At 74.1% G+C, this 13,773-nt stretch carries 12 protein-coding genes; 2 read left to right on the top strand and 10 right to left on the bottom strand.

The features are described 5' to 3' along the window. Positions 1–36 precede the first annotated feature (36 nt). Positions 37–3,015 (top strand): polysaccharide lyase family 8 super-sandwich domain-containing protein, encoded by a 2,979-nt coding sequence (locus OG370_RS40910; protein ID WP_328473563.1) that lies wholly within the window; start codon positions 37–39, stop codon positions 3,013–3,015. A gap of 110 nt (positions 3,016–3,125) precedes the next feature. On the opposite strand, the gene pip is transcribed toward OG370_RS40910, so the two are convergent. Together pip and OG370_RS40920 are read right to left on the bottom strand one after the other, a co-directional pair. After that, a complete protein-coding gene (gene pip, locus OG370_RS40915; RefSeq protein WP_328473565.1) occupies positions 3,126–4,085 on the bottom strand; it encodes a prolyl aminopeptidase in 960 nt (319 codons plus the stop codon). 84 nt (positions 4,086–4,169) lie between these two features. Continuing rightward, complete coding sequence (locus OG370_RS40920) at positions 4,170–4,907, bottom strand: SDR family oxidoreductase (protein WP_328473567.1); 738 nt, start codon at positions 4,905–4,907, stop codon at positions 4,170–4,172. Between the two features lie 95 nt (positions 4,908–5,002). On the opposite strand from OG370_RS40920, the gene OG370_RS40925 reads away from it, so the two are divergent. Continuing rightward, positions 5,003–5,902, top strand: a complete 900-nt coding sequence (locus tag OG370_RS40925; protein ID WP_328473569.1) for a LysR family transcriptional regulator — start codon at positions 5,003–5,005, stop codon at positions 5,900–5,902. Between the two features lie 268 nt (positions 5,903–6,170). Here the strand turns inward: OG370_RS40925 and OG370_RS40930 are convergent, their stop codons facing one another. From OG370_RS40930 to OG370_RS40965, 8 genes are all read right to left on the bottom strand, one after another. Further along, positions 6,171–6,578: a DUF3224 domain-containing protein gene (locus tag OG370_RS40930; RefSeq protein ID WP_328473571.1), complete on the bottom strand. Its 408-nt coding sequence runs from the start codon at positions 6,576–6,578 to the stop codon at positions 6,171–6,173. A gap of 68 nt (positions 6,579–6,646) precedes the next feature. Then, positions 6,647–8,206, bottom strand: coding sequence for an FAD/NAD(P)-dependent oxidoreductase (locus OG370_RS40935; RefSeq protein WP_328473573.1), 1,560 nt, complete (start codon positions 8,204–8,206; stop codon positions 6,647–6,649). Beyond that, a complete protein-coding gene (locus tag OG370_RS40940) occupies positions 8,190–8,525 on the bottom strand; it encodes a (2Fe-2S)-binding protein (RefSeq protein WP_443060829.1) in 336 nt (111 codons plus the stop codon). The genes OG370_RS40935 and OG370_RS40940 overlap by 17 nt, the downstream gene beginning before the upstream one ends. Beyond that, on the bottom strand, positions 8,522–9,676 hold the full coding sequence (locus OG370_RS40945) for an NAD(P)/FAD-dependent oxidoreductase (protein ID WP_328474874.1): 1,155 nt from the start codon (positions 9,674–9,676) through the stop codon (positions 8,522–8,524). The genes OG370_RS40940 and OG370_RS40945 overlap by 4 nt, the downstream gene beginning before the upstream one ends. Positions 9,677–9,762: 86 nt before the next feature. Beyond that, complete coding sequence (locus OG370_RS40950) at positions 9,763–10,443, bottom strand: GntR family transcriptional regulator (protein WP_328473575.1); 681 nt, start codon at positions 10,441–10,443, stop codon at positions 9,763–9,765. Continuing rightward, a complete protein-coding gene (locus OG370_RS40955) occupies positions 10,440–11,441 on the bottom strand; it encodes a proline racemase family protein (protein ID WP_328473577.1) in 1,002 nt (333 codons plus the stop codon). Before OG370_RS40955 ends, OG370_RS40950 begins: the two co-directional genes overlap by 4 nt. Continuing rightward, entirely contained in the window at positions 11,438–12,343 is a 906-nt protein-coding gene (locus tag OG370_RS40960; RefSeq protein ID WP_328473579.1) for a dihydrodipicolinate synthase family protein, read from the bottom strand. Before OG370_RS40960 ends, OG370_RS40955 begins: the two co-directional genes overlap by 4 nt. Next, positions 12,340–13,632: an alpha/beta fold hydrolase gene (locus OG370_RS40965; protein WP_443060830.1), complete on the bottom strand. Its 1,293-nt coding sequence runs from the start codon at positions 13,630–13,632 to the stop codon at positions 12,340–12,342. Before OG370_RS40965 ends, OG370_RS40960 begins: the two co-directional genes overlap by 4 nt. Positions 13,633–13,773 lie beyond the last annotated feature (141 nt).

Genomic DNA, 13,773 nt, shown 5'->3' on the forward strand with positions numbered 1-13,773 from the left:
TGTCCCTCGCCACCCCTCACACAGCGGAGGAACACCATGCACGAGAACATCGCTCCACCCGTCAGCCGCCGCGGCTTCCTGACCGCGGCCGCGGTCGCGCTCGGCGGTCTGACCGGCGCGCTCCAACTCGGCCCCGGCGCAGCGTCTTCCACGGCCGCGTCCGCCACGGCGACGTTCGCCACAACCGACGACGCGTACGCCACCTTGCGCTCGCTGTGGGCCGAGATCCTCACCGGCGGCGCGATCGACCCCACCGACGACGCGTACGCCACCGCCCTGTCCGACCTGTCCACCACCGCCACCGGCCTGTGGAACTCCCTGTCCGCCGACGCCTCCGCGAACTCGCTCTGGCCGGGACAGACCCTCACCGTCCCGGCCAACATCACCGCCGGCCACAAGCAGTTGGCGACCATGGCGACCGCGTACGCCACCCCCGGCACCGCCGCCACCGACGGCAGCGGGCGCACCCTGCACGGCGACCCCGCGCTCGGCGCGGCGATCGTCGACGGTCTCGACTTCCTCCACACGCAGGCGTACAACGCCGACACCGAAGAGTCCGGCAACTGGTGGGAGTGGGAGATCGGTGTGCCCGCCGCCCTGACCAGCGCGGCCATCCTGGTGTACCCCCTGCTGTCGCCGGCGCAGCTCGCGAACCACCTCGCCGCCGTCGACCACTTCGTCCCCGACCCCAAGTTCAACAAGTACGGCAGCACCCGGTCGACCTCCACCGGGGCCAACCGGGTCGACCTGTGCCAGGTCGTCGCCGTGCGCGGCATCCTCGGCGGCAGCGGCGAACGCCTCACCACGGCGGTCGCCGCCCTCTCCGACGTGTTCCCGTACGTCACCTCCGGGGACGGCCTGTACGCCGACGGCTCGTTCGTCCAGCACAGCTACATCCCCTACACCGGCACCTACGGCATGGTCCTGCTGCGCGACCTCGCCGCCCTCTTCCAGCTCCTCACCGGCTCCGGCTGGGCGATCACCGACCCGTCGGCGGCGAACGTGTACACCTCGGTCGACAGCGCCTTCCGGCCGTGGATATGGAACGGGCTGTGCATGGACGCCGTCCGCGGCAGAGCCGTCAGCCGCCCGGCCGAAACGGACTTTGCCGACGGCAACCTCGTCATCCAGTCCGTCCTGCGAGCCGCCGCGTCCGCCCCGACCCCCGCGCAGGCCGACCACTTCAAGAGCCTGGCGAAGGGCTGGATCACCCGAGGCGAGGCATACGCGCCGTTCGCCGACACCGCGACCGTCCCGGCCATCGCGCTGGCACAGCCGGTCCTCGACGACGCCTCCCTCGCCCCTGCCGCCGAACTCCCCGGGCACGTCCAGTTTCCCGCCATGGACCGGGCCGTGCACCGCGGCGACGGCTGGGCGCACGCCCTCGCGATGTCTTCGGCCCGGGTGGCCCGGTACGAGTCGATGAACGGCGAGAACCTGCACGGCTGGCACACCGGCGACGGCATGGGCTACCTCTACCTGGCCGCCGACCCGAGCCACTACACCGACGCCTACTGGCCGACCGTCGACCCGACCCGGCTGCCCGGCACCACCGTCGACACCCTCACCCTCGCCGACGCGGCCGGTACCGGGACCCGGCCCACCGCCACCTGGGTCGGAGGAGCGAGCCCGGCGGGCGGGTACGGCTGCGCGGGGATGGACTTCCAGCAGTACGGCTCCACCCTGACCGCCAAGAAGTCCTGGTTCTTCCTGGACGACTCCGTCGTCTGCCTCGGCGCCGGCATCAGCGGCGGAAGCGGCGCCGAGGTGGTCACCACCGTGGAGAACCGTAACCTGCACGAGAACGGCACCAACGTCCTGACGATGGACGGCGTCGCCCAGCCCAGCACGGCCGGCTGGACGAGCACGCCCACCGTGACGTCCTGGGCCCATCTGGCGGACGTCGGCGGCTACCTGTTCCCGGGCGGCGCCACCGTGCAGGCGGCCCGCACGTCCCGCGTCGGCGCCTGGAGCGACATCAACACCGTGTCCGGCACGCCCGATTCGCTGACCCGCCAGTACGTCTCCTTGTGCCTGCCGCACGGCACCGCGCCGGCCTCGGCCTCGTACGCCTACGTCCTGCTGCCCGGCGCCGGCGCGGCGGCGACGGCGAGGCGCGCCGCGGCGCCCACGGTCACCGTGCTGTCCAACACCGCCTCCGTCCAGGCGGTCCGGGACAGCGCGAGCGGCGTGATCGCGGCGAACTTCTTCGCCGCGGGCTCCGCCGGCGGCATCACGGTCTCCGCGCCCTGCTCCGTCCTCACCCGGCAGACCGGCGGTCACCTGCTCGTCGGAGTCTCCGACCCCTCCCGCACGGCCTCCACCGTCACGGTCGAACTCGCCCTGGGCGGAACCCTGGTGAGCGGCGACGACGCGGTCACCGTCGCCCGGTCGGCACCGGGGCTGACCCTCGTCGTCGACCTCTCCGGCGCGGCCGGCGCCACCCGGGAGGCCACCTTCACCGTCACCTCGGCGGTCCTGACCGCGGTCGCCGACGGCTACGTCCGGGACGGCTCCTACGCGACGACCGGCTACGGGAGCGACGGCACGCTCGTGGTCAAGAACGCGACCGGCAGCGGCTTCACGCGGCAGTCGTACCTGACCTTCGACACCTCGCCGGTCCTCGGCCCGATCCGCTCCGCCACCCTCGCCGCCTACGGCCGCGTCTCGGACAGCGGCGGCGACACCACGACCGTCAGCGCTTACGGCGTCGCCGACACGACCTGGACGGAGCCCGGCCTGACCTGGGCCACGAAGCCCGCCCTGGGCAACGTCCTGTCCTCCGCCGTCGCCACGACGACCGCCGACTCGCTGCGTTTCGAGGTGACCGCCCAGGTGAAGCCGGCCACGGGCGGCCGGGTGTCACTGGCCCTGGCCGAGCAGGAGGCGGGCCTGGCCGTGATTCTCAACTCCCGTGAGAACGCGGCGAACCCGCCCGTCCTGCTGCTCGACCTGACCGCCGCCGGACCCCACGCGCACCACCCCTCCCACCGAAGGCCGCGACGGCGGCACTGATCGGCGGACGGCCGGTCCGCGGGGGCACTCCCCAGGATCAGCCCGCGCCCGCCACGCCCCGAACCCCGGGGCGCGGCGGGCGCGACGGCGTGCGGACCGGCGGCCTCGGATCAACGGTCCTTGAACTCCTCGATGGCCGCGCGGACCGTCGCCCCCAACGCGTCGCTGCCGGCGTGCCCGGAGTCCTCGATGATGTGCAGCCGCGCGTCCGGCCAGACCTTCGCCAGCTCCCACGCCGTCTGCACCGGACTGCCCGCGTCGTGCCGGCCGTGCACGAGCACCGCCGGGATGCCGGCCAACTTGTGCGCGTCGCGCAGGATCTGGTCCTCCTCCAGCCACGCGCCGTGGCTGAAGAAGTGGGCGCAGATACGGACGAACGCGATCTGCGCGTCGATCTCCCGGTCGCTGTACATGCCGGGCAAGCCGTTGGGCTCGTCGGAGACGATCGCGTCCTCCCAGGCGAGCCAGCCGGCGGCGGCCTTCTCCCGCACCGCCCGGTCGGGGTTCTCCATCAGCCGCGCGTAGGCCGCCGTCAGGTCGCCGTCGCGCTCGTCCTCGGGGACGCCGTCGCGGAACCGGTCCCACGCCTCGGGGCGGAACCGGCCGGCTCCCCGGTAGAGCCAGTCGATCTCGGCGTGGCGGGTCGTGGTCACCGCGGGGACGACCATCTCGGTGACCCGGTGCGGATGTTGCTGGGCGTAGGCCAGGACGAGGGTCGCGCCCCAGGAGGCGCCGTTCAGCAACCACCGCTCGATGCCGAGGTGTTCGCGCAGCCGCTCCATGTCGTCGATGAGGTGCTGGGTGGTGTTCAGGCTCATGTCGGCCGCGGGGTCGCTGGCGTGCGGGGTGCTGCGCCCGCAGTTGCGCTGGTCGAAGCGGATGACGCGGTAGCGTTCCGGGTCCCAGGCCCGGGTCGGCCGCCGCATCGCGCCCGACCCCGGGCCGCCGTGGACGACGAGGGCGGGCTTGCCGTCGGGGTTGCCGAGCTGCTCGTAGTAGAAGCGGTTGCCGTCCCCGGTGTCGAGAAAGCCGTGGTCGTACGGACCGGTCGGAGGATAGAGATCAACCATGGCCACTGATCCTAGGCGCGCGACCGCCGGCCCGTCCCGGGCATTTCCCGATACGGGCCGGCGGTCAGCGGCGGTGAGCGGCGGTCACCAGGGGATGACGCCGTCGTCCTCGAAGAAGGAACCGGTCGGTCCGCCGTCGGGCAGGGTGGCGAGCCGGATCGGCGTGGCCGCGCCCTGCGCGGGGGTGCGAGGGCCCGCGAAGCCGGTGAAGTCGGTCGCGACCAGGCCCGGGGAGGTGGCGTTGACCAGGATGCCGGTGCCGGCGAAGTGCCGGGCGTACTGCACGGTGACGGCGTTGAGGTACGACTTCGACGGCGCGTAGGCGGCCATGATCGGGCCGACGTCGATGTCCGGGTCCGCCTGCAAGGTCAGGGAGCCGACGCTGCTGGAGACGTTGACGATGCGCGGCGACGTCGAGCGCCGTAGCAGCGGCAGCATCGCGTTGGTCACGCGGATGACGCCGATGACGTTGGTCTCCACGACCGCGCGGACCGTGTCGAGGTCGAGCGTGGTCGGGTCCTGCACCCACCCCGGTCCGGTCTCTCCCGAGATCCCGGCGTTGTTGACCAGGGCGTCCAGGTGCCCGGCCTGCCCTTCGACCAGCCGTACGGCGTCGCCGACGCTCCGGTCAACGGTCACGTCCAGCGGCACCCCGAACGCGTCCACCCCCGCGGCGCGCAGCTTCGCGACGGCGGCCTCGCCCCGGGCCGCGTCGCGCGCCCCCACGCCCACCCGGTACCCGAGGGCGCCGAGCCCGGCCGCGATCTCGTACCCGATTCCCTTGTTCGCGCCGGTCACCAGCGCGATCCTCGATTCGCTCATGCCGCCGATGCTCGCTCCAGGACATCGCGCGCGGCCAACACCGATACGGTGCCCTGTCATACCCGGCGGGTATCACCGGAGGTACGGTGGGGGCCATGGACACTGCCGAGACCCGGGACACCTTCGAGACCGGGGACACCTTGGAGACCCGCGAGTTGAGGTACTTCACGGCCGTCGCCGAGGAACTGCACTTCGGCCGCGCCGCCGAGCGGCTCGGCATGGCCCAGCCGCCGCTGTCCCGGGCGATCCAGCAACTGGAGCGGCGCGTCGGCGTCACCCTGCTGCAGCGCAACCGCCGCGGCGTCCGCCTGACCGGCGCCGGCGAGGTGCTGCTCGCCGAGAGCCGCGCCGCCCTCGACGCGGTCGGCGCCGCCACCCGCCGCACCCGTCGCGCCGGCGGCGCCGACCGTCCCGGCGGCCCGCGCACCCGCCTGGTGCTGGCGCTGAAGGCCGCCGGGTCCCACGAACTGCTGCAGAAACTCCTCGACGCCTACGCGGCCGAGCCCGGCGCCGCCGAGATCGAGGTGCTGCCCTGCGGGATGTGCGAGCAGGCGGAGCTGCTGCGCGACGGCCGCGCCGACGTGGCGCTCATGCACACGCCGTTCAACTCCCTCGCCGGGTTCGACAGCGAGGAAGTGCTCACCGAGGGGCAGATCGCCATCCTGCCGGCCAGACACCCCCTCGCCGCACGCACGACGCTGACCCTCGCCGACGTGAGCGACATCCCCGACCTCCCGCTCGCCCGCTGGCCCCGCCACGGCAGCTACCCGCCCGGGCCCGGCCCCGAGATCCACGACCAGACGCAGCTGGCCCAACTGATCGCCCTCGGGCGGACGACGGCCGTCTTCCCCGACTCCGCCCGCGCCTGGCTGTGGGCCGAGCACGCCGCCGTCCCGCTGTCCGACGCGCCTCCCGTCGTCACCCATCTCGCGTGGCCCGCGCACAGCCGCTCCCTCGCCCTCGCCGGGCTGGTCCGCACGGCCACACAGCTCTGACCGGTCCCGGGGCCGGTGACCCGTCCGACGAACAGCGCCGGCCGCCCGTCAGGTGCCCCGCGGCCGCACAGCGGCGGAGGCGAGCCGGGCCCCGGCGATCCGCTGGGCGGCCCGGTGCTCGAACGCTGCTGCCCGTGCCGGACCAGCGCACCGGGCACGCGTGACCGTCCCGCCGCCCGAAGGCGCCGCACAGCGCCCGCTCACCTGCCGCGGGCATGGCGGGCCCTCGCCGGCGGGCTCGCCGCGCCCCGGCCCCGGCGGCCGCCGTTCAGTCGAGCTGGTAGTCGAACCAGATGCGATGCGTGCCGTCGGCGTCGACGGCCAGCCCACCGGCGCCGGCGATCCCGGCCAACTCGCCCGTACCGCTGGCGGGCACGAGAGTGAAGAACTCCGCCGTGCGGTCGCTGCCGGACGTCGAGGCCGAGTGCACGAAGTTGAAAGAGCCCTCCTTGCCGTGCAGCGAGCCTTCGAACGACTCCATGGCCACGTAGGTGCCGACGCCCGCCGCCTGGTCGAACGCGGCAGTGAACAAAGTCGCCGAGCGGCCGGCGACCTCTCCTTCGAACTGCTTCTCCATCGTCGCGACACTGACCGGAAGCCCCGTGGACACGGCCGGGTCGGGCGTCAGCCCGGTCGGGACGAACGCTTTGACGGTGAAGGTTCCCTTGGCTCTCATGCGCCGACCGTACCGGGGCGGTCCGACAATCCGGGCCGGACCCGAGGCAGCGTCGTCGGCCGCCGCCGTCATGGACCGTCCCGCCCGGCAGGACCGTCGCCGGCCCACGGGTCCTTACCGGTCCGGTCCTCGGCCGTGTCCTCGGCCATGTCCTCGGCCGCGGCGGCGAGTTCGCCGAGGGGCACCGGGACTGCGGGGGTGCGGCCGGAGAGCGGGCGCAGGTCCTGCGCGGTGGTCCGGCGCCCGTCGAGGCAGGCCGCGATGCCCGCGGTCGCGAAGCCGCAGACCCGGCCCTGGCACCAGCCCATCCCCGGCCTGGCCAGCATCTTCAGGGTGCGCGCGTCCGTCGCGCCGAGGTCGTCGTGGGCCTGCCGCAACTCGCCGTAGGTGACCTCCTCGCAGCGGCACACCACGGTCGAGTCCGCCAGCCACTGCGGCCAGGAGGCCGGCACCGGGTAGGTGCGGTGCATGGCGTCGGCGAACCGCCGGCCCCGCCGGACCCGGGCCTGCAGGCGCCGGATCGCGGCCGTACCGAGGGTGCCGCTCGGCGGGCGGCCGAGCGAGGCGGCCAGCGCGAGCGCGCCCAGCCGGCCCTCGCAGACCGACAGCGCGGCCCCGCCCACTCCGGTGGCCTCGCCGGCCACGTACACGTTCCCGACGCTGCTGCGCTGCAGGGCGTCGACCTCCACGACCAGCGAGCCGTCGACGTCCTGACGGGTCGACGCGCCGAGCATGAGCGGCAGCTCGAGCGAGGGCGTGAAGCCCCAGCCGAACGCCACCAGATCCGCGGCGATCTCCCGTCCGGGTCCGGCCGGCCGGCCGTGGCGGTCCACCCGCACGGTCCGCACCGCCTCGACCCTGCCATCGCCGAGGACCTCCTGGACGACGGTCCTGCTCCGGTAGGGGATACGGTGCCGCGCCAGGGTCGCGGCGTACTGCGCGGCCTCGACTCCCTTGCCCGGCGCGGACACCGCGCCGAGCGGGTCGCGCAGCCAGCCGAGCGTGGCGTTGGCCTCCACGACGGCCGCGACCCGCGCGCCGGCGTGCGCGAGGCCGGTGGCCACCGGCAGGAGGAACGGCCCGGTGCCGGCCACGACAGCGCGCCTGCCGGCGAGGGTGCGGTGGCCCTTGAGCAGCGCCTGGACCCCGCCGGCCGCCATCACACCGGGCAGATCCCAGCCGGGAAGGGGCAGTTGGCGGTCGTAGCCGCCGGGGCACAGGATCAACGCGCGGGCGACGACGCTCTCCCGCCCGGCAGCCGTATCCGCGGCCCTCGCCTCGGTCGGCACCGTGGGGGACAGGTGCAGGGTGAACGCCCCGCCGTCGCCGGTGCCATCGCCGGCGCGGGTGGCGAGCCACACCTGACGGCCCGGCAGGTAGCGCACGCGCCCGGTGTCCCTCAGCGCGTGCAGGCGGTCGCGCAGGTCGGTGAAGACCGGCCAGCCGTGGTGCCCTTCGCGGTCCTCCGGGCGGGCCCACCGCTCGTCGAAGTGCCGCCAGTACTGGCCGCCCGGCTGTCCCGCCGCGTCGACCAGGGCCACGTCCAGCCCCGCTTCCGCCGCCTGCACGGCGGCGGCGAGACCGGCGGGGCCGGCGCCGACCACGGCCACGTCATGGGTGTGCGGCATCGCCGTTCTCCTCCCCGTCCTCGTCGTCGCGTTCGCCGTCGCCGTCCCGGCCGGGAGGGTCGTCCTCGCCGGGCTCCAGGGCGTCGCCCAGCCGCATGCCGTCGGCCGCCGGGATCAGGCAGGCGCGTTCGGCGCGGGCACCGTCGATGGTGATCAGGCAGTCGAAGCAGACGCCGATGCCGCAGAACAGGCCGCGCGGACGGCCCGCCCCGCGGGTGGTGCGCCAGTCGAGGATGCCGGCGGCGACCAGTGCGGCGGCGACGCTCTGGCCCGGCTCGGCCGGAACGGAGGTGCCGCGGAAGGTCATCCGGTAGGTCACGGGGAAACCCCCTCGGTGTGCTGGGGTTGCTCGGGGAAGCGGTCGGGGGCGAACGGCGCCAGGTCCAGGTCCGGTCGCGCGCCCGTGAGGGCCTGCGCGATCAGCTTGCCGGTGCCGGCCGCGAGGCCGATGCCGGCGCCTTCGTGGCCGCAGGCGTGCCACAGTCCGGGCGCCCGCGGGTCGGCGCCGATCACCGGGAGGTGGTCGGGGCAGTACGGGCGGAAGCCGTGGTACGTCCGCATCAGCCGGACCTCGCGCAGCATCGGGAACAGCGCGACGGCCTTGGCCGCGAGCGTGCTGATCGCGGGCAGGGACACCGTGCGGTCGAAGCCGACCCGCTCGCGCGACGCGCCGATCAGGATGGTGCCGCTGCCGGTGCCCTCCACCACCGGCGAGGTCTGCAGGGCGGCGTCGGAACTGGCGACGTCGCCGACGTACTCCGCCGCGTAGACCTTGTGCCGGATCGTCCGCGGCGGCATGGGCTCGGTGACGAGCACGAACCCGCGCCGGGGGCGGACCGGCACCGACACGCGGGCCAGCGCAGCGACCTCGCCCGCCCAGGTGCCCGCCGCGTTGAGGACGGCGCCCGCGCTGAGGTCGCCCGCGGTGGTACGCACCCCGGTGACCCGGTCGCCCGCGCGCAGGAACCCGGTCACCTCGGTGCCGGCGCGCACCCGGGCGCCCAGGTCGCGGGCCAGCCGCAGCAGGTGCGCGACCACCAGCATCGGCTGCACCTGGGCGTCCTGCGGGTAGAACGCGGCGCCGGCGAGGCCGTCGGACAGGTGCGGCTCGTAGTCGTGCAGGTGGGCGCGGCCGACGTCCCGGACCTCGACCCCGCAGGCGCGCTGGTGGGCGCCGAGTTCCCGCAGCGAGGCGAGGCCCTGGCCGGTCGCGGCCACGACGAGACCTCCCTTGGCCTCGAACTCCCAGCGGCCGGCGTGCTCGGCCAGGTCCTCCCGCCAGACGCGCTGCGAGTGCAGCGCCAGGTCGAGTTCGGGCCCGGCCTCCTTGTCGGAGACCAGCAGGTTGCCTTCGCCCGCGCTGGAGGTGCCGCCCGCGAGGGCGCCGCGCTCCACGACGACGACCCGCAGCCCGGCGAGCGCCGCGAAGTACGCGGCCGCCGCTCCGACCACCCCGGCCCCGACGATCACCAGGTCCGGGCTTCCGGAGCCCGCCGCAGCGTGGACGGCCTTCGCGCGGACGGCCGTGGCGGGGACGGTTCCCCGGGGGGCGGCGCTCACGACTCCTCCGCTCCGCTCGCCCAGAGCCCCCGGACATGGCCGATGTGACGGAGCATCAGCTCCTCGGCGGCCGGCGCGTCGCGCGCCTCCACGAGGTCCATCAACGCGTGGTGCTCCGCCGCCGACGCGCTCAGCCGACCGCTGCGCAGCAGCGGGGCCAGGCCCAGCAGCCGGGTGCGGGTCCGCAGGTCGGACACCACGTCCACCAGGTGCCGGTTGCCGCTGTAGCCGAGCAGGGCCAGGTGGAAGACATGGTCCGCCCGGACGTAGCCGACCAGGTCGCCGCGGCCGACCGCGTCCACGATGGCCTGGGCCAGCTCCCGCAGCGCGGGGAAGTCCGCCTCGGGGATCACCGGCACGCAGGCGCGTACCGTCGGCGGCTCGATGAGCAGCCGCACCGCCGCCAGGTTGTCGAGGTCCTGCTCGGACACCTCGGTGATCCGGAAGCCCTTGTTCGGCTGGGCGACGACCAGACCCTCCTTGGCCAGGTCGAGCATCGCCTCCCGGACGGGCGTGGACGACACGCCGAAGCGTGCGCCGAGGGTGGGCGCGGAGTAGACCGCGCCCGGTTCCAGCTCGCCGGAGATGACCGCGGCGCGCAGCGCGTCGCGGACGCGTTCGCGCAGCGTCTCGCGCTGGCCGAGGCTCTGCAGGTTCGGGGTGGACGGCACGTTCACAGCAGGAACCCCGCGGGGAAGGGGTCGCTCGGGTCGAGGTGGAACTGCGAGGTGCCGGTGACCCAGGCGCGTCCGGTGATGGCGGGCAGCACCGCGGGATGCGGCCCGACGGTGGTCTCGCCGAGCAGGCGCCCGGTGAAGCGGGTGCCGATGAAGGACTCGTTCACGAACTCCTGCCCGACGCCGAGTTCGCCGCGGGCGTGCAGCTGCGCCATCCGCGCGCTGGTGCCGGTGCCGCACGGCGAGCGGTCGAACCAGCCCGGGTGGATGGCCATGGCGTGCCGCGACAGCTCGGCGGTCGAGCCGGGGGCCTTGAGGTAGACGTGGTGGCAGCCGGAGATGTCGTCGCGTTCCGGGTGCACCGGCCGGTCGGTGTCGTTCACGGCGGCCATGACCGCCAGCCCGGCATCGAGCAGGTCGCCGGCCCTGGCCCGGTCGAACGGCAGCCCGAGGTCGGCGAGTTCGACGATCGCGTAGAAGTTGCCGCCGAAGGCGAGGTCGTAGCGCACCTCGCCGTAGCCGGGCACCTGCACGGTGGCGTCCAGCGCGTGGGCGTACGACGGGACGTTCTCGATGGTGACCGCCGTGGCCGCGCCGTCCTCGACCGCCACGGAGGCGATGACGAGGCCGGCGGGGGTGTCCAGCCGGATCGTGGTCACCGGCTCGGTGACCGGCACCATCCCGGTCTCGACCAGGACGGTGGCCACGCCGATGGTGCCGTGGCCGCACATCGGCAGCAGGCCGGAGACCTCGATGAACAGCACACCGTAGTCCGCGTCCGGGCGGGTCGGCGGCTGCAGGATCGCCCCGCTCATCGCGCCGTGCCCGCGCGGCTCGTACATCAGCAGCGTGCGGACGTCGTCGCTGTTGGCCATGAACCAGCGCCGCCGTTCGGCCATGGTGGCCCCGGGGATCGTGCCGACGCCGCCGACGACGACCCGCGTGGGCATGCCCTCGGTGTGCGAGTCGACGGCGTGGAAGGTGCGGCGGGACCTCACTTGTAGCCCTTGGCGAGGACGGCCTCGGTGTCGGCGGTGATCCGGGCGATCAGCTCGGGCGCCAGCGGCAGCCGCGGTGGCCGGCAGGCGCCGCCCTTGAGACCGGCGATGTCCATCGACAGCTTGATCGACTGCACGAACTCGATCTTGGAGTCCCAGCGCAGCAGCGGATGCAGGTCGCGGTAGACCGGCAGCGCCCGGGCGAGGTCGGCGGGGTCGCCGGAGGTGGCGAGCCGGTAGAGCTCGACGGTGTCCTGCGGGATCAGGTTGGGGTAGCCGGCGATCCAGCCGACCGCGCCGGCCATGCCCAGTTCGAGCAGCACGTCGTCGGCGCCGACGAGGATGTCCAGGCCCGGCGCCAGCTCGCTGATCCGGTAGGCGCGGCGGACGTCACCGGTGAACTCCTTGACCCCGACGATCGTGCCCTCGGCGTGCAACTCGGCGAGCAGTTCGGGGGTGAGGTCGACCTTGGTGTCGATCGGGTTGTTGTACGCCACCACCGGCAGACCGACCTTGGCGACCTCGCGGTAGTGCTGCACCACCGCCTCCCGCTCCGCCCGGTAGGCGTTGGGCGGCAACAGCAGCAGGGAGGTGGCCCCGGCGGCGGCGGCCTGCTCGGCCCAGCGGCGCGCCTCCAGCGCGCCGTAGGCCGCCACCCCCGGCATGACCCCGAACCCGTCGGGCGAGGCCGCGACCGCGGTCTCGACGACGCGGGCCCGCTCCTCCGGGGTCAGGGTCTGGTACTCGCCCAGCGAACCGTTGGGCGTCACCCCGTCGCAGCCGCCGGCCGCCAGGAAGCGGACGTGCTCGGCGTAGGCGTCGTAGTCCACCGACAGGTCGGCGTGGAACGGCAGGGCCGTGGCGACGTGGACTCCGTGCCAGGGCTTCGTGGAACCGGTCATGCGGTGACTCCTCCTCCTGCGTCGCGCACCATCTGGCCGAGCCGGGTGAACACCCGCTCGTCTTCGCGGACGCCGTCGTGTTCGTACTCGTTGGTGATCCAGGTCTGGAGGTTGCCGACCCGGGCCGCGGTCTCCAGTTGCAGTCCGGCGTCCACGTACATGTCGTCGTGGTAGACGGCGGCGGCGACCGGGACCTCGTTGGCGGCCAGCCGCTCCGGGTCGTACAGCGGCGGCCAGCTCTCCCGCTCGGCCAGCAGCTCCACCGCCGCGCGGAACGGGCGCAGTTCGCTGATCTCCTCGAACATCCAGGGGTAGATCATCTCGCCGGTGAACAGTAGCGGCCTGGCGTCCTCGGCGAACCGCGGGTGCCGCGGCAGCTCGGCCTGCGCCGCCCATCCGGTCGGGCCGGGCCCGTGGGCGTAGATGCTCTCCTGCAGGGCCGCGTAGAGCGGGTTGTCGCTGTAGGAGGTCCTGGCCAGCACCTGGTGCAGGAAGGTCGCCGACAACTCGTCGCCGCTCCATGCCTCGTCGAGCAGCCAGTGCAGACGTTCGTGGCCGGGCTTCATCCCGAGGTCGACGCCCAGCGACTGCAGCCGCCGGACGGTCAGCACGTCGCCGTCGGGCAGCCGCACCCCGCCCTCGGCCAGCCGGTCGGCGATCCGGGCGACCCGCTCGGCCGCGTGCGGGTAACGCCGGTGGAGGATCGCGTTCTTGGCCTCCACCCGCGGATAGGTGCGCCGGTAGACCTCGGCCGCCGACGGGTCGAGTCCCGGCAGCCCGCCGGTGACGTAGCAACTGCTCAGCCCCTCGGGGGCCCGCGACAGGTACGTCATGGTGAGGAAGCCGCCGTAGGACTGGCCGAGCGTGGACCAGCGGCGGCCGCCGTAGAGGGTCCGGCGCAGGTGTTCGTGGTCGGCCACGATGGCGTCGGCCCGGAAGCAGGCGAGGAAGTCCGCGCCCTCGCGGGCGGTCGCGAACGCGCTCATCCGGCGGCCGTCGATCCGGGTGCTGCGGCCGGTGCCGCGCTGGTCGGCCAGCACCACCCGGTGCGTCCCCAGCGCCACGCCGAGCCAGCCGCTCCGGTCCAGCGGGCGCGGTGCCTTCCCGCCCGGGCCGCCCTGGAGGTAGACGAGGCAGGGCAGGTCCTCGCCGGCCCGAGCCGGATCGACGAGCTCGCGGACGAACAGCTGGATCGTTCCGCGCCCGGGGTCGGACCAGTCCAGCGGCGCGTCGACGAACTGCTCGCGCACCCGCATGCCGGGAATGGTGTACGTGATGGCGCCGCTCATGCGGTGGCAGCCCTCCTTCGGCCTTCCCGTCCGGGACGACGGCTCTGACCTGCGCATACGTCATACGATGCACAAGTAGTATGTGGTATTGCACTGACCATAGAGCCTCGACCCGGCTCGTGGCAACGGTCAGGGCGGCGG

This window comes from Streptomyces sp. NBC_00448, assembly GCF_036014115.1.
Classification (GTDB): Bacteria; Actinomycetota; Actinomycetes; order Streptomycetales; family Streptomycetaceae; genus Actinacidiphila.

Coding starts and splice junctions, on each gene's coding strand:
- OG370_RS40935 (WP_328473573.1), bottom strand. CDS start 8,206: ATGCCGCACACCCATGACGTGGCCGTGGTCGGCGCCGGCCCCGCCGGT.
- pip (WP_328473565.1), bottom strand. CDS start 4,085: ATGGTTGATCTCTATCCTCCGACCGGTCCGTACGACCACGGCTTTCTC.
- OG370_RS40910 (WP_328473563.1), top strand. CDS start 37: ATGCACGAGAACATCGCTCCACCCGTCAGCCGCCGCGGCTTCCTGACC.
- OG370_RS40920 (WP_328473567.1), bottom strand. CDS start 4,907: ATGAGCGAATCGAGGATCGCGCTGGTGACCGGCGCGAACAAGGGAATC.
- OG370_RS40925 (WP_328473569.1), top strand. CDS start 5,003: ATGGACACTGCCGAGACCCGGGACACCTTCGAGACCGGGGACACCTTG.
- OG370_RS40930 (WP_328473571.1), bottom strand. CDS start 6,578: ATGAGAGCCAAGGGAACCTTCACCGTCAAAGCGTTCGTCCCGACCGGG.
- OG370_RS40960 (WP_328473579.1), bottom strand. CDS start 12,343: ATGACCGGTTCCACGAAGCCCTGGCACGGAGTCCACGTCGCCACGGCC.
- OG370_RS40965 (WP_443060830.1), bottom strand. CDS start 13,632: ATGAGCGGCGCCATCACGTACACCATTCCCGGCATGCGGGTGCGCGAG.